This window comes from Streptococcus suis (assembly GCF_002960445.1).
Classification (GTDB): Bacteria; Bacillota; Bacilli; order Lactobacillales; family Streptococcaceae; genus Streptococcus; species Streptococcus hyiners.
Genome location: NZ_POJD01000081.1, coordinates 1 through 312, shown reverse-complemented (window position 1 = coordinate 312; position 312 = coordinate 1). Strand labels below are relative to the sequence as shown.

Below are 312 nucleotides of genomic sequence, written 5' to 3'. Positions count from 1 at the left end.
TGGTTTTGAACTGGGGGATTTGGAACGAGGTACATACAGACAACTCACACCAAATGAAATGGAACATTTATTCACTTATTTTGACTAGAGGAGGATATATAATGAGCATTTATGATTTTACAGTACAAAAACAAGATGGCACAGACCAGTCCATGGCTGAGTATCAAGGACAAGTTTTACTTATAGTCAATACAGCGCCAGGTTGTGGATTGGCACCACAATACAAGGAACTACAGGAGCTATATGATAGCTATAAAGACAACGGTTTTGTAGTGTTGGATTTCCCTTGTAATCAATTTTTAAATCAGGCTC

Annotated in this window: 1 pseudogene; it reads left to right on the top strand. The window is 37.8% G+C overall.

Annotated elements, in window-relative coordinates:
* Window positions 1–101: 101 nt before the first annotated feature.
* Window positions 102–312 (top strand): annotated as a pseudogene (locus C1G53_RS01785) (redoxin domain-containing protein); the annotation flags it as partial.